13 protein-coding genes are annotated in these 18,201 nt (G+C 67.8%); 2 read left to right on the top strand and 11 right to left on the bottom strand.

What is annotated here, in order from left to right; all coding sequences use genetic code 11:
* Positions 1–78: 78 nt before the first annotated feature.
* The 9 genes from AC56KZ_RS01600 to AC56KZ_RS01560 form a co-directional block, all read right to left on the bottom strand.
* Positions 79–2,100, bottom strand: coding sequence for a methyl-accepting chemotaxis protein (locus AC56KZ_RS01600; protein WP_497160380.1), 2,022 nt, complete (start codon positions 2,098–2,100; stop codon positions 79–81).
* A gap of 100 nt (positions 2,101–2,200) precedes the next feature.
* On the bottom strand, positions 2,201–4,048 hold the full coding sequence (locus AC56KZ_RS01595) for an ABC transporter transmembrane domain-containing protein (RefSeq protein ID WP_497160379.1): 1,848 nt from the start codon (positions 4,046–4,048) through the stop codon (positions 2,201–2,203).
* Between the two features lie 44 nt (positions 4,049–4,092).
* Complete coding sequence (locus tag AC56KZ_RS01590; protein WP_497160378.1) at positions 4,093–5,169, bottom strand: lipocalin-like domain-containing protein; 1,077 nt, start codon at positions 5,167–5,169, stop codon at positions 4,093–4,095.
* Positions 5,169–7,709 (bottom strand): FtsX-like permease family protein, encoded by a 2,541-nt coding sequence (locus AC56KZ_RS01585; protein WP_497161197.1) that lies wholly within the window; start codon positions 7,707–7,709, stop codon positions 5,169–5,171. The genes AC56KZ_RS01590 and AC56KZ_RS01585 overlap by 1 nt, the downstream gene beginning before the upstream one ends.
* Before the next feature lie 41 nt (positions 7,710–7,750).
* Positions 7,751–9,160 (bottom strand): FAD-binding oxidoreductase, encoded by a 1,410-nt coding sequence (locus AC56KZ_RS01580; RefSeq protein ID WP_497160377.1) that lies wholly within the window; start codon positions 9,158–9,160, stop codon positions 7,751–7,753.
* 34 nt (positions 9,161–9,194) lie between these two features.
* Positions 9,195–9,593 (bottom strand): DUF2069 domain-containing protein, encoded by a 399-nt coding sequence (locus AC56KZ_RS01575; protein WP_497160376.1) that lies wholly within the window; start codon positions 9,591–9,593, stop codon positions 9,195–9,197.
* Positions 9,593–10,237 carry an NAD(P)H:quinone oxidoreductase gene (gene wrbA / locus AC56KZ_RS01570; protein WP_497160375.1) on the bottom strand — a complete coding sequence of 215 codons (645 nt, stop codon included), beginning with the start codon at positions 10,235–10,237 and terminating at the stop codon, positions 9,593–9,595. The genes AC56KZ_RS01575 and wrbA overlap by 1 nt, the downstream gene beginning before the upstream one ends.
* A gap of 79 nt (positions 10,238–10,316) precedes the next feature.
* On the bottom strand, positions 10,317–11,138 hold the full coding sequence (locus AC56KZ_RS01565; protein WP_497160374.1) for an alpha/beta fold hydrolase: 822 nt from the start codon (positions 11,136–11,138) through the stop codon (positions 10,317–10,319).
* Positions 11,139–12,449 (bottom strand): O-acetylhomoserine aminocarboxypropyltransferase, encoded by a 1,311-nt coding sequence (locus AC56KZ_RS01560; RefSeq protein ID WP_497160373.1) that lies wholly within the window; start codon positions 12,447–12,449, stop codon positions 11,139–11,141. It abuts the gene before it with no gap.
* A gap of 202 nt (positions 12,450–12,651) precedes the next feature.
* On the opposite strand from AC56KZ_RS01560, the gene AC56KZ_RS01555 reads away from it, so the two are divergent.
* On the top strand, positions 12,652–13,104 hold the full coding sequence (locus tag AC56KZ_RS01555; RefSeq protein WP_497160372.1) for a CBS domain-containing protein: 453 nt from the start codon (positions 12,652–12,654) through the stop codon (positions 13,102–13,104).
* 2 nt (positions 13,105–13,106) lie between these two features.
* Here AC56KZ_RS01555 and AC56KZ_RS01550 read toward each other — a convergent pair whose 3' ends face one another.
* On the bottom strand, positions 13,107–15,371 hold the full coding sequence (locus AC56KZ_RS01550; protein WP_497160371.1) for a GGDEF/EAL domain-containing response regulator: 2,265 nt from the start codon (positions 15,369–15,371) through the stop codon (positions 13,107–13,109).
* Positions 15,372–15,570: 199 nt separating this feature from the next.
* Here AC56KZ_RS01550 and aroC point away from each other — a divergent pair, with 199 nt between their 5' ends.
* The gene (aroC, locus tag AC56KZ_RS01545) at positions 15,571–16,665 is read left to right on the top strand and encodes a chorismate synthase (protein ID WP_497160370.1); all 1,095 of its coding nucleotides are present in this window, start codon (positions 15,571–15,573) and stop codon (positions 16,663–16,665) included.
* 1 nt (position 16,666) lies between these two features.
* Here the strand turns inward: aroC and AC56KZ_RS01540 are convergent, their stop codons facing one another.
* Positions 16,667–18,199 carry an HDOD domain-containing protein gene (locus AC56KZ_RS01540; protein WP_497160369.1) on the bottom strand — a complete coding sequence of 511 codons (1,533 nt, stop codon included), beginning with the start codon at positions 18,197–18,199 and terminating at the stop codon, positions 16,667–16,669.
* Positions 18,200–18,201 lie beyond the last annotated feature (2 nt).

Below are 18,201 nucleotides of genomic sequence, written 5' to 3'. Positions count from 1 at the left end.
GCCGGACCGCGTTCGGACCCCGTGCCCACGCGGAACGACGCAGATCGTCAGCCATCCCACGCGCAACGATGCGCCCTATCAGCCGTGCGTCAGCGCAGCCCGTCGCGCCGGCGCGGCCAGCATCGGCGCCGCCTCGTCCAGCCTGAACAGCCGCACGGCGCGCGCCAGCTCGGCCGCCTGGTCCTGCATCGCCTGGGCGGCGGCGCTGGCTTCTTCGACCAGCGCGGCGTTGTGCTGGGTCGACTCGTCCATCTCGCCGATCGCGCGATTGACCTGCTCGATGCCGCTGCTTTGTTCCAGGCTGGCGGCGGTGATGTCGGCCATGATGCTGGTGACCCGGCCGACGCCGGCCAGCAGGTCCGTCATCGTCGCGCCGGTCTGGGAGACCAGCTTGCTGCCGGCCGCGACATCCAGGCTGGAGGCCGCGATCAGGGTCTTGATTTCCTTGGCCGCGGCGGCGCTGCGCTGGGCCAGGTTGCGCACTTCCGTGGCCACGACCGCGAAGCCGCGCCCCTGCTCGCCGGCGCGCGCCGCTTCCACGGCCGCGTTCAGGGCCAGGATGTTGGTCTGGAAGGCGATGCCGTCGATGACGCCGGTGATCTCCGAAATCTTGCGCGAGGACTGCTGGATCGAGTCCATCGTATCGACCACCTGGGCGACCATGCTGCCGCCTTTCTGGGCGATGGCCGAGGCGCTGGCCGCGAGCTCGTTGGCCTGGCGCGCGTGGTCGGCGTTCTGGCGCACGGTGCCGGTGAGTTGGCCCATCGAGGTGGCGGTGCTGGCGAGGTTGCCGGCCTGCTGCTCGGTGCGCGAACACAGGTCGAGGTTGCCGGACGAAATCTCGCTGGAGGCCGTTGCGATCTGCTCGGCGCCGAGGCGCACTTGGCCGACCACGGTGGAGAGCTTGCTGCTGATGCCGTTCATGGCGTCGGCCAGCAGGCCGATTTCGTCGTTGTTGCGGCGTTCGATCTGCACCGTCAGGTCGCCGTCGGCGATGCGCACGGCGGCGTCGCGGGCCGCGCCCAGCGGCCGGGTGACCGAGACGCGGACGAACGCATACAGGGCGGCGGCAAAGCATGCCAGCGCGACCAGGCCGAAGAGGAAGTAGCGGTTGCGCAGCTGGCGCGCCTGCGCCGTGATTTCGTCGCGGTAGGTGCCGCCGGCGACGACCCAGTTCCAGTCCTTGAACGGGGCGAATGCGACGATCTTTTCGCGCGACGAAGCCTCGCCGGGGTTTTGCCACTCATAGGCGATGGTGCCGCTTTTCTTTTCCAGGATCTCCTGGATGAAGGCGCGGCCGTCGGCCGAGCGGCTGTCGAGGATGTTCTCGCCTTCGCGCGCCGGGTGCACCAGCAGCTCGCCGTAGCTCTTGCCCGGCGCCGAATTGAGGACGTAGAAATAGCCGGTGTCGCCCACCTTGATCTTGCGGACGCGGTCTTTCAACATGGCCAGGTCGGCGCTGATGTCGATCCCGACATACAGGGCGCCGACGACCTTGCCGGCGGCGTCGCGCACCGGCTCGTATTGGGTGATGAACTGCTTGCCGAACAGCTTGACCAGTCCGACGTAGACCTTGCCGTCCTTCATGGCCGCATAGGCCGGGCTGGCGCGGTCGAGCTGGGTGCCGACGGCGCGTTCGCCGTTTTCCTTCTTCACCGAGGTACTCACGCGCACGAAATCGTCGCCCGTGACCGCGAAGATGGTGGCGTTGCCGCCGGTCTCCTGGCTGAAACGGTCGGCTGCACTGAAGTCGAGGTTCAGCGCCTGGCCGTCGTGCTTCAGGGTGGGAACCTGTTTGCCGCCGATGTCGACGGTCGTCGCCTCGTCGAGCTCGAAAGCGCCCTTGAAGCCGCTCTTGAAGACGCGCCCGAAGCTGACCGCCTCGCTCGACACCGTCTTGTTGAACAGCTCGACGGTGCTGACGACGCCATTGAGCTCGTTCTGCATGTTCTGCGTCGCACGCTCTTCCAGCATCGCGGCGGTGGTGTAGCTGATCGTCAGGATCAGCGCAACGATGATGGCGCCGACCAGGGTGAAGGTGAAGGCACTGATTTTCGTGCCGACACTCCAGTTAGCGAGGTGATATTTATTGTTTGACATGGGAGGCAAAATAAGATGAGGACATTGCCCATCATATTCGCCTATTGCTCTAAATCAATACGAAACCGCCAGTTTGTGCCGAATCAGGCCCGAAACGGTGTTAACCCGCAACATTCGACGTCGGATGTTCGACATGGATGTGGTGAAACTGCAAAGCCGCCAGTTTGGCATAAATCCCGCCCATCGCCACCAGCGAGGCATGGGTTCCGGTTTCGACCACGCGCCCGTCTTCCATCACGACGATGCGGTCGGCGCGCTGCACGGTGGCCAGGCGGTGGGCGATGATGACGGTGGTGCGGCCGACCATTGCCGCCTCCAGCGCGCCCTGGACCAGGCGCTCGGATTCGGCGTCGAGGGCGCTGGTCGCTTCGTCGAGCAGCAGCAGCGGCGGGTTTTTCAGCAGGGCGCGCGCGATCGCGATGCGCTGGCGCTGGCCGCCCGACAGGCGCACGCCGCGCTCGCCCAGGAAGGACCGGTAGCCCTGCGGCAGGCGTTCGATGAATTCGTGGGCCGCCGCCATTTTCGCCGCAAGGATGACTTCCTCGTCGCTCGCTTCCGGGCGGCCGTAGCGGATGTTTTCCATCGCGTCGTTCGAAAAGATCACGGTGTCCTGGGGCACGATGCCGATCGCGCCGCGCAGGGTGTGCAGGTCGAGGTCGCGGATGTCGACGCCGTCGAGCGTAATCGCCCCGGACTGCGGGTCGTAGTAGCGCAGCAGCAGCTGGAACAGGGTGGTCTTGCCGGCGCCCGAAGGGCCGACCACGGCCACGGTCTCGCCGGGGCGGATCGACAGCGTGACGTGCGACAGCGCCGCCGTGTCCTGGCGCGAGGGGTAGGCGAAGCTGACGTCCTGCAGGGCCAGGGCGGCGCCAGTGGATTGGCGTGCGGGGAGCGGCCGCGGATGCGCCGGGCTGCGGATGTCGGCGCGCGCCGACAGCAGTTCCAGCAGGCGCTCGGTGGCGCCGGCGGCGCGCTGGGCTTCGCCCATCACTTCGGCCAGGGCGCCGATGGAACCGGCGACGATGGCGGCGTACAGGATGAACTGGCCGAGGTCGCCGCTGGTCATTTCGCCGCGCAGTACCGCATGCGCGCCCAGCCACAGCACGAAGACGATGGTGCCGAACACCAGCACGATGGCCAGCATGGTCAGGAAGGAACGGGCGCGGATGCGCCGCATGGCCGCGCCGAAGGCGCCTTCGACGGTGGCGCCGAAGCGCTCGGCCTCGATCGATTCGTGGGTATAAGCCTGCACGGTCGGCATGGCGTTCAGGATTTCGCCGGCCAGGGCCGAGGCGTCGGCGATGCGGTCCTGCGAATCGCGCGAGAGTTTGCGCACGCGGCGTCCGAACAGCACGATCGGCACGATCACGGCCACCAGCAGGGCCAGGATGATGGCGGTGAGCTTGGCGCTGGTCACGAACAGCATGGCCAGGCCGCCGAGGAAGAGCAGGGTATTGCGCAGCGCCAGCGAGATGCTGGTGCCGACCACGGTCTGGATCAGGGTGGTGTCGGTGGTCAGGCGCGAGAGCACCTCCCCGGTCTGCGTGGTCTCGAAGAATTCCGGGCTCTGGTGCACCACGTGGCGGTACACGGCGCTGCGGATGTCGGCCGTGACGCGCTCGCCCAGCCACGACACCATGTAGAAGCGCGCGGCCGTGGCCAGGCCCAGCACGGTGGCGACGCCGAACAGGGCCAGGAAGGCGCTGTCGATGTGGCGGATGCCCTCGCTGGTGGCGCCATCGGCCGCACTGCCGAAGCCCAGGTCGATCATCTGCTTGAAGGCTGCGGGAATGGCCAGCGTGGCGCCGGCCGCGAACAGCAGGGCGATGCCGGCCAGGATGAATTGACGGCGGTAGGGTCTGAGGAAGGGCAGCAGGCCCTTGAAGGCCGCGAGGCTGCCTTTTGCCGGTGTGGAGTCCAGGGTGCTGCCGGGGGAATGCTTGGTCATCGTGTCGCTTGTTGTTGTTCTGGATGGAATCGTTGTCAATGAGGTCAAAGTTTCATCGGCCGCACATAGCCGGTCATCTCGAGGTAGCCGCGCCCGGCCGGCACGCCGTCGCGCGCCACCGTCACCGCGCCTTCCCAGTAGACGGCGCCGGTCGAGCGGCGCGAGTCGAGCTCCTGGTCGTTCTGCAGGGGAGCGATCTGCCAGCGCGTGCCGCCAGTGGCGATCGTGGTGGCAACCGGGTAATCGGCATTCGTGCGCGGCGACTTCCACCGCGCCTGCGGTGTGAAGCTGACCTCGCCGGGTGCGTAGCGCGTGATCTTGCCGTCGGGCGCGCGCACCGTCGCGTGCGCCCATAGTTTATCACCCTCCTGTCCATTCCCCTTCTTGCGGATCTGGAAAGCCATCAGCGCCGAGCCGTCGTCGAGGTTGGCGCCGACCCAGTCCCAGCCGCTCGCTTCCGGCTGCAGCGCTTCGCTCGACCATTCGTGGTCCAGCCAGGCGCTGCCGGTAACAGGCCCGGCAGCGCCGGCGCGTCTCGCCGTGCCGGATACTTTCAGGTGCGGCTGGCTGTAGTAATAGCTCGCGTGCTGCGGTGAAGCGCCCTTGCGCGAGTAGCCGTTCTGGCCCTGCACCAGGGTCAGCTGGGTGGGCGTGAGCGCCAGTTCCAGCCTCAATTCGTTCGAGCGCACCAGCACCCGGTAGCTGCCGTCCGGCGCGCGTGTCATGCGCCAGTCGTCGAGTTTCAGGTCGGTGTCGCCGGCCTTGGCCCAGGCCAGGCCGAACCCTTCGCGCGCACTGCGCTCGGCATGCACCAGGCGACCGTGGGACGGGTCGGAAACCGCCGCGTGGCCGATCACCAGCTGGTGCGGCGCAAACGCGCTCGGGTTGGCCGGGTCGTGTTCGGTACGGCTGCGGAAGAAGGTCACCTGGAAGCCGAGCGGCTTGCCGCCGGCGGTCTTCAGCCAGCCCGTGACATACCACCATTCGGTTCGAAATTCCGGATGGGCGCCGAAATCCGCCGGGAAGTTCAGGCCCCGGGTCGGTGTGACCGGGGCAAACGCGGGCGGCGCGGCCAGGCAGGCCTGGCACGCGAACAGCAACAGCAATAAAAGAGCACGCATTACCAATCCTCCCTGACGGCGCGCACCGGCCCGCCGGACAATGCAAAGCGCCCCGAGACCAGGGCGGTGGCGACCGACGCCGCCACCAGCACCGCGGCCACCGTTCCAAGCAGGGCCCAGGGCAGGTGCAGCCCCATGGTCCAGTGGAAGGACTGCGGATTGACGACGAACACCAGGATCAGGCTGATCACCAGCCCGAGCGCGAAGCCGCAGGCCACGCCGAGCAGGGTCAGGAGGCCGCCCTCGCAGGCCAGGATGCCCAGCACCTGGCTGCGCGTGACGCCGACATGGCGCAGCATGCCGAATTCCCTGGCGCGCGCCAGCGTCTGCGCGGAAAAAGTAGCCGCCACGCCCGACAGGCCGATGACGATGGCAATCGCTTCGAGCAGATAGGTGACGGCGAAGCTGCGGTCGAAAATCTGCAGGCTCATCGCGCGGATTTCGCCGGGGCGGGCCAGTTGCAGGGCCGGGCCGAAGGGGAGCTTGCGCAATGCGCGCTCGACTTCGTCGGTAGCCGCTTCGTCCCCGGCATAGATGGCGGCGTCGGTGACTTCGTCGGCGCCGGTGAGGGCGCGGTAGTCGCCCAGGCGCACCACGACCGAGCCGGACTGGTTGGCGTAGTCGCGCCAGACGCCGGCGACAAAGAAGGGCGCCGGCCGGCCGCCCAGCGGCAGCATGAGCACCTGGCCGACCCGGGCGCCGTACAGGTCGAGCATCGCTTCGGACACCCAGGCCGGGCGTGCCCCGGGCGGGACCGGACGCGACGGGTTCGACCCCTCGACCAGGAACAGCAGGCGGCCAGGATCGGCGGCGTCGATGTCGCGCGCGATCAGGATCACGTCCGGACGGTTCGATGCCAGCGAAATCGGCCGGGTGCGCAGGAACTGCACCGGCTTGCCCGCGGCGGCAGCCAGGATCGCCGCCTGTTCCGGTTTTCCGAAGAAACTTGAGCTGCCGCCGGCGGCGCTGCGCACATACAGGTCGGCCGGCAGGATGTGGCGCATCCAGTCGTCCACCGAGCCCCGGAAACTCGACACCATGATGCCCATCGCAACCATCAGGCTGAAGCTGGCCAGCACGCCGCCGAGCGCGATCGAGGCCTGGCCCGGGGCATTCGCCAGGCGCGCCATGGTCAGCGCCAGTACCGGCGGCGCCCTCGGATGGCGCAGCAGCGGGCGGTTCAGCATCCGGAAGGTGCTCGACGCCAGGCGCGGCATCAGGCCGATCCCGCCGATCAGCAGGAGCGCGATCGCGAAATAGCCGAACAGCGGCAGCTCGAATACCGGGGGCGCCAGTGCGCAGATTCCGGCCAGCGCCAGGCAGGCCAGCGACGGCCAGACGCGCGACAAGCGCGACAGCGCCGCCTCGTCGTTGCCGGACTTCAGGGCGACGGCCGGCCTGGCGCGCGCCGCCTCGAAGGCCGGCGCCAGGCAGCCGAGCAGGGCCACGCCCAGGCCCAGCGCGAAGAACACCAGGGCCGCCACCGGCGTGAACACGACCTGCGGCTTGATGCCCGGGAAATAGCCGGCGCCAAGGTCGCCGCCGAACAGGCGCAAGGCCAGCGCGGCCAGGCCATAGCCGGCGGCCACGCCCAGCGCGGCGCCGAGCACGCCCAGGCTGGCGCCTTCGACCAGCACCTGGCGCAGCAGCTGGCGGCGCTCGACGCCGAGCACGCGCAGCAAGGCGAACTGGCTGCGCCGGCGCATCACCGACAGGGCCTGGGTCGAGAAGACCAGGAAGGCGCCGGTGAACAGGGCCACCAGGGCCAGCACGGTGAGGTTGACGCGGTAGGCGCGGCTCAGGTTATTGTTGCGGCTTTCCTGGTCGCTGTCGTTCGGTTGCTGGATCCGGAAGCGCCCGGGAAACCGGCGTTCGAGATCGAGCGTGAGCTGCTGCTCGAACTGCGCCCGATCGACACCGTCTTGCAGTTTCAGGTCGACCCGCGACAGGCGCCCGAGCTGCTTGAGGCGCCACTGCAGCGCGCCGATGTCCATCACGCCGAAGCGCTGGCCGGCGCGCGCGCGCGCCACCGGCCCGGCCACGCGCAGCGAAAAGTCCGTGGTGCCGGCACGCAGAGTGAGCTTGTGACCCGCTGGCACATCCTTGCCGGGCGTCAGCCAGGCCCGGGCCGCCGGCGACAGGAAGATCGTGGCGTCGCCCAGCACATCGGCCCCGCGCCCCTCGGCCGGCACGCCGAGCAGGTCGGGCGCGATGTAGGCCGCCCGCAGCGGGTCGATGCCGACCAGGCGCAGCGAGCCTTTTGCCACGGGCACGGCCGCCTGCAGCTCGAGCACCGGCGAGGCCAGCGCCACGCCCTGGTATTGCGCCAGCACCGGGTAGACCGTTTCGTCGAAGGTCGGCTCGCGCCCCAGCACCTGGATGTCGGCCTGGCCCGACAGGCTCTTGATGGCGGCCGAGAATTCGTTGAAGGCGGCGGCATTGATCAGGTGGATGGCGAAGCCCATCGCCACGCCGACCGCAATCGCCACCACGGCCAGCACGGCGCGCAGCGGGTGGGCGCGCCACTCGCCGAACAGCATCCAGCGCGACAGCACGGACAAGGGGGACAGGCCGCCGCCGCTCACAGGATTTTGCCGGGATTCATGATGCCGAGCGGGTCGAGCGCGGCCTTGATGGCGCGCATCATGTTCAGTTCGACGGGATCCTTGTAGCGTTTCAGGTCGTCGACCTTGAGCGCGCCGATGCCGTGCTCGGCCGAGATTGAGCCGTCGAAGGCGCTCACGCTGTCATGCACGATGCGGTTGATCGCCGCCTGGTTGCCGAGGAAAACGTCGTGCGTCACGCCTTGCATCGGCGCCACGTTGTAGTGCAGGTTGCCGTCGCCGAGGTGCCCGAAGCACACCACCTGGCAGCCGGGAAAGGCGGCGGCGAGCTGGGCGTCGGTATCGGCGATGAAGTCGGCGATGCGCGAGATCGGCAGCGACACGTCGTGCTTGATGTTCTTGCCGGCGCTGGCCTGGGCCAGCGGAATGTGCTCGCGCAGCTGCCACAGGCCGCCGGACTGCGCGCTCGACATCGCCACCACGGCGTCGATCGCCAGGCCGGCTTCGAGCGCGGCCTCGATGCCGGATTCGAGCAGCCGGACCGCGTGTTCTTCCGATTCGCTGCTCGACACTTCCAGCAAGGCATACTGCGCATGGGTCCCGGTAAACGGCCGTGGCAGGTGCGGGAAGTGAGCGGCCACCAGGCGCAGGCAGAAGTCCGACATCAGTTCGTAGGCCGTCAGGCTCGGGCCGCACAGGTCCTGCATCAGCGACAGCAGTGCCAGCGCGCGCCCGGGCGAATCCATCGCCACCAGGGCCGTCATGGATGCCTTGGGCTGCGGGTAGAGTTTCAGCACGGCCGCCGTGATCACGCCCAGCGTGCCTTCGGCGCCCACGAACAGCTCGCGCAGCGCGTAGCCGGTGTTGTCCTTGCGCAGCGCGCGCAGGCCGTCCCAGACCTCGCCCGTCGCGGTCACGACTTCGAGCCCCAGGCAGAGGTCGCGGGTATTCCCATACCGAAGCACCGCCGTGCCCCCGGCATTGGTCGACAGGTTGCCGCCGATGGTGCAGCTGCCTTCGGCGGCCAGCGACAGCGGAAACAGCAGGCCGGCCTCGCGCGCCGCTTCCTGGATGTCTTGCAGGACAGCGCCCGCCTGCACCAAAATGGTGCGGTTGGTCGTGTCGACTTCCAGGATGCGGTTCATGCGCCGCAGCGAGAGCACGACCGCGGCGCCGCTGGCGTCGGGCACGCTGCCCAGCACCAGTCCCGTGCGCCCCCCCTGCGGCACGATCGGCACGCGCGCCGCCGCGCATTCGGCCACCAGTTGCGCCACCTGGGCCGTGTCGGCGGGCAGCAGCACCGCGCGGGCGCGCCCCGTGAAGCGGCCGCGCCAGTCGGTCAGATAGGGCGCCATCGCGGGTTCGTCCGCCAGTACCCAGGGCGCGCCGATGATCTCGCGGCAGCGCCCGACGAATTCGTCAGTCATGCGGCTTCAGTGATCCGTTTTCAATGCGGCATCCTCAGTCATGCGGCACTTTTACCTTGTCGAGCAATTCCTTGGCGAGCTTTTTCGCGGCCTTTTTGTAGGGATGCAGGTAGAGCAGGGCGCAGGCGAAATAGACACACACCAGGATTGCTTCGCCCATGGCCATGAAGCGCGACACTTCGTTCAGGTCGCTCCAGGCACGCACCACGCCTTCGGTGAAATACAGGAGGATGACCATCGACGACCATTGCAGCGTGTACAAGTCGCGTTTGATGACGCCGCGCAAGGGCAAGAGCAGCGGCAAGGCTTTCAGTGCCAGCAGCGAGCCGCCCGGGCGCAGCGGGGCGACCCACATTTCCCAGGCGACCAGCCAGCAGATCAACAGCGCCAGGCTGGCGATGGCGCCACCGAGAAAGAGCTTAGGGGTTTGCATCAGCGTGGTCCCTGCAGAGGTGAGTGCAATGTTGTTTGCAAAGGTGTTTGCAGCTTCGATGCAGCTTCGGCCAGGCGGCGCCCGAGGGCGATCGCCAGGCGCTTTTCGTCTTCCGTGACGGCCTTGTCGCCGTCGATCCCGGACCAGTGCGTGGCGCCATAGGGACTGCCGCCGCTGGAGGTGGTCATCAGTTCCGGATTCGTGTAGGGCAAGCCCAGCACCAGCATGCCGTGGTGCAGCAGCGGAATCATCATCGACAGCAGGGTCGCTTCCTGGCCGCCGTGCAGGCTGCCCGTGGAGGCGAACACGGCCGCGGGCTTGCCGGACAGGGTGCCAGCCAGCCATTCGGCCGCGGTGCCGTCGAGGAAGTATTTCATCGCCGCCGCCATGTTGCCGAAACGCGTGGGCGAACCCATCGCCAATCCCGCGCATTCGGCCAGGTCCGACAACTCGACATAGGGCGCGCCGCTGGACGGAATGGCCGGCTCGCTCGCCTCGGTCACGGTCGAGACCGCCGGCACAGTGCGCAGGCGCGCTTCCATGCCGGGCACGCTCTCCACGCCCTGGGCGATCAGTTCGGCCAGCTTGCGGGTGGCGCCGTGGCGCGAGTAGTACAAAACAAGGATGGTCAGGGTCGGGTTCATCGTTGGTATTATAGAACGCAAAGCGCGCGCCAACGCCCCTGTCGCGAATTCGAACGACAGCCCCGCGCCGGCTGCCCGCTCAGCCTGGAGCGCGATCGAGGCTTACCGCAAATTCAGCCAGCGCATCGAGCACCGCATCGGGCTGTTCGCTCATCAGCGCGTGACCGGCGTCCACCTGCACGACCTTGCCATGGGCGATGGCGCCGACCAGCAGTTTGGTGGAACGCGGCGGCGTCATCATGTCCTGCTTGCCGAAGATGAAGAGGGTCGGGCAGCGCACGCTCGCTGCTGCCGCCTCGCCATTCGCGTAGGCATTGCAGGCCGAGAAATCGGTATGGAACAGCTGCGCCGGATTGATCGCCGACATGCGCGCCATCAGCTGCTTCGCACCGCCCATGACAGAAAAGCCCGGCGCCGGACTCGAGGGCTTGTGGGCGATGCTCGAGTGCGACCAGATGTTCACCATGTCGATCGCCGTCGCTTCATCGTCGCGCGCGGTGGTGAGCAAGGCGTCGGCGACCTTCATCGGATAAGTCGTGCCGAGCAAGGCGAGCGCGCGCACGCGCTGCGGCGCCCGGTGACAGGCTTCGAGTGCGATCAGCGAACCCATGCTGTGCCCGACGAGCATCGCCTGGTCGATGCCAGCGGCGTCCAGCACCGCCAGCAGCCAGCTGGCCATCGCTTCCACGCTGGCCAGGGCCGGCCCGCTGCTGCGCCCATGCCCCGGCAGGTCGACCGCCAGCACGCCAAATCCGTGGTGCGCGAACCAGCGCGACTGCAGCGCCCACACCGAATGGTCGTTCTGCGCGCCGTGCAGGAACACCACGGTCGGCAGCGCCGCGTCGAAGGGTTTGCCGCCGGTGTAAGAATAGGCCGCCCGGCCATCGATGTCGAGGATCACTTAGCTGCCTTTCTGCGAGATTTTGAGCGCGCGCGCCAGGTCGTCGATCAGGTCTTCGGCGTCTTCCAGGCCGACGGAAAGCCGCATCGTGCCCTCGGTAATGCCGGACGCCGCCAGCTGCTCGGGCGGCACCCGGAAATGCGTCGTCGAGGCCGGATGGATGACCAGCGACTTGGCGTCGCCCACGTTGGCCAGGTGCGAAAAGACCTTCAGGTTGTCGACGAAGCGCACGCCGGCCGCGCGCCCGCCCTTCAGGACAAAGGTGAACACGGCGCCGCAGCCCTTGGGCAGCAGGGCCTGGGCCAGTGCGTAATCGGGATGGCTCTCCAGGCCGGGATAGGACACCGATTCCACCGCCGGATTGGACAGCAGGAAATCGATGATGCGGCGGGTGTTGGCGACGTGGCGCTCCATGCGCAGGCCGAGCGTCTCGATCCCCTGCAGCACGGCAAAGGCGTTGTGCGGACTCATCACCGCGCCGAAATCGCGCAGGCCTTCGCGCCGCGCGCGCAGGGCAAAAGCGCCGACGGTGGACTCCTCGGCAAACACCATGCCGTGGAAGCCCTCGTAGGGCGTGCACAGTTCGGCGAAGCGGCCGGTGCGGTCATGCGCGCGTTGCCAGTCGAAGCTGCCGCCGTCGACCAGCAGGCCGCCAATCGCCGTGCCATGTCCGCACAGGAACTTGGTGGCCGAGTGGAAGATCAAATCCGCGCCGTGCTCGAAGGGACGCAGCAGCCAGGGCGTGGTGAAGGTGGCGTCGACCATCAGCGGCAAATCGTGCTCGTGCGCGAGTCCGGCGATGCGCGGGATGTCGAGCACGTCCAGGCCAGGATTGCCCAGCGTTTCGCCGAACAGCACCTTGGTTTCCGGCCGGATCGCGGCGCGCCAGGCGTCGATGTCGCGCGGGTCGACGAAGCTCGTCTCGATGCCGAAGCGCTTCAGGGTATAGGCCAGCAGGTTGTGCGAGCCGCCGTAGAGCGCGCGCGAGGCGACGATGTGCGAGCCGGCGCCGGCGATGGTGCTCAAGCCCAGGTGCATCGCGGCCTGGCCGCTGGCGGTGGCGATGCCGGCCACGCCGCCCTCGAGCGCGGCAATGCGCTCTTCCAGCACGGCGTTGGTCGGGTTCGAGATGCGCGAATACACGTGGCCGCTGCGCTCCATGTTGAACAGCGAGGCGGCGTGGCTGGAATCCTTGAAGGCGAACGAGGACGTGAAATGGATCGGCGTGGCGCGTGCGCCGGTGGCCGGGTCGGGGGCGGCGCCTGCGTGCAGCGACAGCGTATCGAAGCCGGGGGTGCGTGGACCGCTCATGGTGAACTCATGGAGAAAATTCGATGGCCAGCATCGTAACATTGTTTCATTACCATGCAACTGCCCCTGTGAATCTGGTTTTTCTGCTAGGCTTAAGCTACATTCGTGTTATGCCTTCAGCAAACAATTCGCAAAAAAATTCGCAAAAATTCAATCAAAGAAAAGACTAGTGAAATCATTAACTGACGCCGGGGTGGCCAATATGAAAGTTTCGGAAATCCTGCAGGTGAAAGGCAACATTCTTTATACGGTCACCCCGGAAACGCTGCTGGCCGACGCGGTGAACACGATGTCCGAGAAGGACATCGGTTCGCTCGTGGTCATGGAGTACGGCGACCTGGTCGGGATGCTGACCTTCCGCGAAGTGATCAAGGTGCTGCACTCGAACGGCGGCGCGCTCGGCGCCGGCACCGTGCGCAAGCACATGGACGACAGCCCGATCACGGTCACGCCCGAAACCGAAGTCAACGAAGTGCGCCGCATGATGCTGGAAAAGCACGCGCGCTACCTGCCGGTGATGGACGCCAAGACCCTGCTGGGCGTGATCTCCTTCTACGACGTGGCCCGCGCCGTGCTCGAGGCGCAGAGCTTCGAGAACCGGATGCTCAAGGCGTATATCCGGGACTGGCCGGCGGAAGAGGCGGCGGAAGATTGAAGCTAATCGAGCTGCCCGCCCAGCCACTCGAGTAAAGCCTGCGGCGAGAGCGGCCGCGCGAACAGGTAGCCCTGCGCCAGCGGGCAGCCGAGCGCGTGCAGGATCTGGGCCTGGCGCTCGTCCTCGACGCCTTCGGCGATCACCGACAAGCCCAGGTTGCGCCCGAGCTGGATGACCATCCCGGCGATGCTGCTGCCGCGCGCCGAGCCGGTAATTTCGGTCACGAAGGCGCGGTCGATCTTAAGCCGGTCCACTTTCAGGCGCTGCAGGTGCGACAGCGAGGAAAACCCGGTGCCGAAGTCGTCGATCGCGATCGACACGCCGGTGCGCTTGACCTCGGCCAGCATCGCGGCCAGCTGCTGCGGCTCTTCCATCGCCATTGATTCCGTGATCTCGAGTTCGAGATACTGGGCCGGCGCGCCGGTATCGCGCAGGGCGCCCGACAGCACGTCGATGAATTGCGGATGGCGCAGCTGCGCCTGCGAGACGTTGACCGACATCGTGAAATCGAGATAGCCGGCCGCCCGGATGCGCATCAGTTCGGCGCAGGCCTGGCGCAGCACCCAACCGCCGATCTCGACGATCAAACCGGAATACTCGGCGATCGGGATGAAACGGTCGGGCGGGATCGTGCTGCCGTCCGCGGTACGCCAGCGCAGCAGCGCCTCGGCGCCGAAGGGCCGGTGGGTGGCAAGGTCGACTTGCGGCTGGTAAGCGAGGAACAGTTCGTCGCGGCCGAGGGCGCCGCGCAGCGCGTGCATCATGCGCACCCGTTCGCGGATTTCGATGCCCATCCCGCGTGAGAAAGTGAAGTGACCGCCGCGCTGCTGCGATTTGGCGCGCTTCAGTGCGATGTCGGCGTCCTTCAGCGCGTCGGCCCCGCCGCCGTCGTGCTCGGCCAGGCGCAGCAGGCCGAGCGTGCTCGATACCTGCACGTCGTGGCCGTCGATCGAGAAGGGCGCTTCGAACAGGGCGTGGATCGTGGCGGGCGTGTTGAACGCGCCGTCGCCCAGCACGGCGAAGGTGTCGCCGCCGATGCGCGAGACAAACAGGCGCGGATGCAGCGAGGCCTGCAGCCGGCCCGCCACGGCGACCAGCAACAGGTCGCCGAAGCCGTGGCCGAGCGCGTCGTTCGATGCGGCGAAGTGATCCAGGTCGACCAGGGTGAGGGTGGCATCAAGGCGTGCGCCGTCGGCGCGACCGGCGGCGACCGTCTTGTCCAGTTCCTCGACCAGGCGGATACGGTTCGGCAGGCGTGTCAGGCGGTCGACGAAGGCGGCATTGTTCAGGCGCCCGACCAGTTCCGTGTTGTCCAGGCCTACCGCGACGATGCTGGTGAAGACCCGCAGCAGGCGGCGCGCGCCCTCGCTGACGGCGTGCTGCAAGGGGATGGCGGCGGCGAAGTCGCGCCCGGATTTGCCGGGGAAGTAGAGCGCCAGGCAGCCCGGGCCGAAGGCGGAAACCCGTTCCTCGAAAGCGCGGTGCAGGCTGGCGGCGATGCGGCCGTCGAGGTGGACCTCGGGCGGGCCGCCTTCGAGGTCGCGTCCGCTGCCGGCGCCGCCGAGCACGCGCAACGCCTTGCCGTCGCGCGCGCACAGGACGCCGTCGGCTTCCTGGCCGAGCAGGTCCGCGGCCTGGGCCAGCACGGCGCGCGCCACGTCGCGCGGGCTGTGCAGGGTCATGAGTTCGGCGCCGGCGTGGACGATCCGTTCGAGACCGGCGCGCCCCAGGCTCAGGGCGCGCAGCTGCTGGTAGCCGCGTACGGCGGCGGCCACCGCCGTGTAGAGCTTGGTGCGGGTCAGCTCGGACTTGGTGCGGTAGTCGTTGATGTCGAGGTCGCGGATCGCATCCATCTCGGGTGCATAACCGGGCTGGCCGGTGCGCAGGATGATGCGCACGTCGACCATGCCCAGGGTGTCGCGAATGTGGCGCACCAGCAGCAGGCCGGCGTCGGGCTGCTCCATGACGACGTCGAGCAGGATGACGGCGATTTCACGGTCTTGCGCGAGCAGCGCGCGCGCCTCGCTGCCCGAGCCGGCGTGCAGGAATTCGAGCGGACGCCCCAGCACCTCGAGCCCGGCGAGGGCGAAGGTGGTGGTCGAATGGACGTCGGCGTCGTCGTCGACGATCAGGATACGCCAGCTTGGCCGCTGACCCGCTTGCGGGCCAGGGCCGTGGCCAGGCCGCGGCGCCGGCGGCGCCTCGTCCAGGAAAACCAGGGTATCGCGTGGGTCGGCACCGACTCCAGGCATGATCGATGCGGGCATGATTATTTCCGTCTCCAGGCTTGGGCTCTGCATTTCTTGCCATGGCAGTATAGCGGTTAATACGTATTTGAACGCGATAATATTGCCATAGAGAAAAATACTTTGGCCGGCTTGTCGTTTCCCGGCCTGCGGCGCGGCGCGGTCCCGGGCCCGCGCGACGCTGGTAGAATGGTCGTTTCGCCACTTCCCCTCCGCTACCATGTCCGGCAATTCATTCGGCAAGCTGTTTTCCGTTACTACTTTCGGCGAGTCGCACGGCCCGGCGATCGGCTGCGTGATCGACGGCTGCCCGCCAGGCCTGGCGCTGGCCGAGTCGGATATCCAGCTCGAACTCGACCGCCGCAAACCCGGCACCTCGCGCCATGTCACCCAGCGCCAGGAAGCGGACCGCGTGCAGATCCTGTCGGGCGTCTACCAGGGCTTCACGACCGGCACCCCGATCGCACTATTGATTCCGAACGAAGACCAGCGCAGCAAGGATTACGGCAACATCGCCGAGACCTTCCGCCCGGGCCACGCCGACTACACCTACTGGCACAAGTACGGCGTGCGCGACCCGCGCGGTGGCGGCCGCTCGTCGGCGCGCCTGACCGCGCCGGTGGTGGGCGCCGGGGCGGTGGCGAAGAAATGGCTGCGCGAGCGCCATGGCGTGGAATTTGCCGGCTGCATGCGCCAGCTGGGCGAGATCGAGATTCCCTTCGGCGGCTGGGAGCACGTGGCGAACAACCCCTTCTTCGCCGCCACCGGCGACGCGGCCCTGCTGGCGCGGATGGAAGCCTATATGGATGACTTGCGGCGCGCCGGCGACTCGATCGGCGCCCGCATCGACGTCGTCGCGACCGGCCTGCCGCCGGGCTGGGGCCAGCCGATCTACGACAAGCTCGACGCCGACATCGCCTACGCCATGATGGGGATTAACGCGGTCAAGGGCGTGGAAATCGGGGCCGGGTTCGGGGCGGTGGCGCAGAAGGGGTCGGAGCACGGCGACGAACTGACGCCCGAGGGCTTTATCGGAAATAACGCGGGCGGGGTGCTGGGCGGGATCTCGACCGGCCAGGCGATCACGGTGTCGCTGGCGATCAAGCCGACTTCGTCGATCAGGGTGCCGCGCCGCTCGATCGACAAGGCGGGCTTGCCCGCCATGGTGGAGACCTTCGGCCGCCATGATCCGTGCGTGGGCATCCGCGCCACGCCGATCGCCGAGGCCATGCTGGCCCTGGTGCTGATCGACCATGCCCTGATGCACCGGGCGCAGTGCGGGGATGTGCGCGTGGAGACGCCGCAGCTTACATAAATCAGCCGCGGCTGGCGACGGCTTCCATGCTTGCGCGCCGCTCGACGGTGCGCACCACCAAGCCGCGCAGGTCGTTCAGCAGCGAGAATTCAGTCGGATTCAGGTTCACCGACGGCAGGCTGTCGTCCCAGTCGCCATAGATGAAGCCGACCGGCTGGCCGTTCAGGCACAGCGGCACGACAACGAAGCTGCTCGCCTCGGACAGCGTGCCCTTCCACCACAGCGGCAATTTGCTGGAGAACTTCGGGTCCTGCGCGTTTTCGATGAAGATCACGCGGTCGCTGGCCAGCGCCGCGTGGAACACGTCGGCCTCGTAGCCATCCTCGAAGGCCAGGTTCGGCAACAAGGCCCTGGTGCCCGTGCCGAAACCCATCTTGGCCAGGTACTTGCCCTCGCGCCGGTTGCGCAGGAAGGCAAAGGCGCGCGTGAACGACAGGCCCTGGTACACCGTTTCAAGCGCCATCGACATCATCTGGCCGGGGTTGACGCCCGGGCCGGCGTCGCGCATGTCGGCCACGCCGCTCATCAGAATGCGGTTGCCGGCTTCGCGCTTGCGCGTGACGGCGTCGACTTTCGCCCGCTTGTCGGCCGGGTTGGCGAGCGGCGCGATCGTCAGGTCGGCGGCGGCGCCAACGCGGGCGCGGTCGATCGCGCCCAGGATGTTTTCGACCTGCACGCCCAGCATCGGCGCGAACGCGGCCGCCAGTTCGCGCACCTCGGCGGCGCCGGCTTCGTCGTCGTTCCAGAGCGACGCGGCGCAGCGGGTCGACATCGTGCCCAGGGCGGCGAGCCAGTCGTCATGGCCGAAACCCTCGGCCCTCTGGTCCGGTTCCAGCGTGCGCATGCCGGCCACCAGGTTGCGCGGCAGGCCCCAGTGCTCGGCGGTGGCGCGCCCGAGCGCCTCCAGCGACAGCCCGAGCAGGCGTGGCGCGGAGGCGCCCTCGTTGCCGGCGCCGCTGGCCGCCTGCAGCGCGCTCCAGCGTTCGGGCAGGTAGAACGTCACCATCATCCGCCCCAGCGAATGCAGGATCGAGCAGACCACCGCTTCTTCGGGGTCGCGCGTGGCGGCGCTCGAGGCGATCTGCTGCGCCACCATCCCGGCCAGCACGGCCTTTTCCATCTCGACGTGGGCATTGGCCGTATCCGGCGTGCTCTTCGAGATCTCCTCGATCAGTTTCAGGCCGAGCGCGAGGTGGCCGATGGCTTCGGTGCCCAGCACCAGCACCGCTTTCGAGACGGTATTGATGCGCTGCCCGAATGCCGAATACATGCCGCTGTTGGCCAGGCGCAGCACCTTCTGCGTCAGGACCGGGTCCGACAGGACCGTCTGCGTCATCGAAAATTCGCGTTCGTCTTCGCCGCGCATCGAGGCCAGGATCGCATTGATCGCGCGCGTAAAGCCCGGCATGTCGCCCTGGCGGCGGATCCGCTCCCACAGCAGGGCGAGGGTGGCGTCGGCGCTGACGGTGTTGGCGGCTGGGGTGTCGACGGCCGTGTCGGCGAAGTGGGCGAGCTTGGTGGCTTGAAGCGTCATGG

Source organism: Telluria sp. LT2P34 (assembly GCF_059685915.1).
This window is presented reverse-complemented; position numbering and strand designations above follow the sequence as displayed.

What these genes read in the sequence shown, in the direction of transcription:
- AC56KZ_RS01575 (WP_497160376.1), bottom strand. Translation starts at nt 9,593, where the DNA reads ATGCAAACCCCTAAGCTCTTTCTCGGTGGCGCCATCGCCAGCCTGGCG.
- wrbA (WP_497160375.1), bottom strand. Translation starts at nt 10,237, where the DNA reads ATGAACCCGACCCTGACCATCCTTGTTTTGTACTACTCGCGCCACGGC.
- aroC (WP_497160370.1), top strand. Translation starts at nt 15,571, where the DNA reads ATGTCCGGCAATTCATTCGGCAAGCTGTTTTCCGTTACTACTTTCGGC.
- AC56KZ_RS01580 (WP_497160377.1), bottom strand. Translation starts at nt 9,160, where the DNA reads ATGACTGACGAATTCGTCGGGCGCTGCCGCGAGATCATCGGCGCGCCC.
- AC56KZ_RS01600 (WP_497160380.1), bottom strand. Translation starts at nt 2,100, where the DNA reads ATGTCAAACAATAAATATCACCTCGCTAACTGGAGTGTCGGCACGAAA.
- AC56KZ_RS01540 (WP_497160369.1), bottom strand. Translation starts at nt 18,199, where the DNA reads ATGACGCTTCAAGCCACCAAGCTCGCCCACTTCGCCGACACGGCCGTC.
- AC56KZ_RS01555 (WP_497160372.1), top strand. Translation starts at nt 12,652, where the DNA reads ATGAAAGTTTCGGAAATCCTGCAGGTGAAAGGCAACATTCTTTATACG.
- AC56KZ_RS01595 (WP_497160379.1), bottom strand. Translation starts at nt 4,048, where the DNA reads ATGACCAAGCATTCCCCCGGCAGCACCCTGGACTCCACACCGGCAAAA.
- AC56KZ_RS01585 (WP_497161197.1), bottom strand. Translation starts at nt 7,709, where the DNA reads ATGCTGTTCGGCGAGTGGCGCGCCCACCCGCTGCGCGCCGTGCTGGCC.
- AC56KZ_RS01590 (WP_497160378.1), bottom strand. Translation starts at nt 5,169, where the DNA reads ATGCGTGCTCTTTTATTGCTGTTGCTGTTCGCGTGCCAGGCCTGCCTG.
- AC56KZ_RS01550 (WP_497160371.1), bottom strand. Translation starts at nt 15,371, where the DNA reads ATGCCCGCATCGATCATGCCTGGAGTCGGTGCCGACCCACGCGATACC.
- AC56KZ_RS01560 (WP_497160373.1), bottom strand. Translation starts at nt 12,449, where the DNA reads ATGAGCGGTCCACGCACCCCCGGCTTCGATACGCTGTCGCTGCACGCA.